Annotated in this window: 1 protein-coding gene; it reads left to right on the top strand. The window is 69.3% G+C overall.

The genetic code is table 11. The features are described 5' to 3' along the window. Positions 1-150: 150 nt before the first annotated feature. On the top strand, positions 151-1,028 hold an 878-nt coding region (locus tag AC2W7M_RS26220), incomplete at its 3' end, for an ABC transporter permease (protein WP_486136103.1).

The following is a 1,028-nucleotide window of genomic DNA, read 5'->3' on the forward strand; positions in this document are numbered from 1 at the left end:
AGCCGCGTGGATGCGACCCTCGCCGCTGGCTGCCGGCCAAAGCTCCCTCTCCCCGGCGGGGGAGAGGGGCGTGGGGTGGAGGGGGGCGCGTGGCCGCGAGCGCGCGTCCGGCCGAGCGGCGGTCCAGGCATCGATCGGGGAGGCGGGGCGATGAGGCGCGGGCTCACCTGGTTCAACGTCAGCTCGATCGCGCTGGGGTTCGCCTTCCTCTACATCCCGATCCTGCTGCTGGTGATCTATTCCTTCAACGACTCGCGCCTGGTCACGGTGTGGGGCGGCTTCTCCACCCGCTGGTACTGGGCGCTGCTGGAGAACGAGCAACTGCTCGATGCCGCCTGGGTGACGCTGCGCGTCGCCTTCGTTTCGGCCAGCGTCGCCACCGTGCTCGGCACCATGGCGGCACTGGCGCTCACGCGCTATGGCCGGTTCCTGGGCCGCACGCTGTTCTCGGGCATGATCTATGCCCCCCTTGTCATGCCCGAGGTCATCACCGGCCTGTCGCTGCTGCTGCTGTTCGTGGCGGTGGACTTCGACCGCGGCTTCTGGACCGTGACGCTCGCCCACATCACCTTCACCATGTGCTTCGTGGCGGTGGTGGTGCAGTCGCGGCTCGTGACCTTCGACACGACGCTGGAGGAGGCGGCGCTCGACCTCGGCTCGCCGCCGCTCAAGACTTTCTTCACCATCACCCTGCCGCTGATCCTGCCGGCCGTCATATCGGGCTTCATGCTGGCCTTCACGCTGTCGCTGGACGACCTGGTGATTGCGAGCTTCACCACCGGCCCGGGCGCCACCACCTTGCCCATGCGCATCTATTCGCAGGTGCGCCTCGGCGTGACGCCGGAGATCAACGCCGTCTGTACCATCCTCATCGCCATCGTCACCGTGGTGGTGATCGTCGCCTCGATCGTCACCAAGCGGGCCGAGAGCCAGCGCCAAGCGGAAGAGCGGGCGGCGATTGAAGGGGTGAGGACGCGGCGGCGCGCTGCCGGCGCAGCCCCCGCCAGCGCCGGGCGGTCCGGGGCCGC

The sequence above is a fragment of the Xanthobacter sp. BG11Y11_SDJG genome (assembly GCF_057364445.1).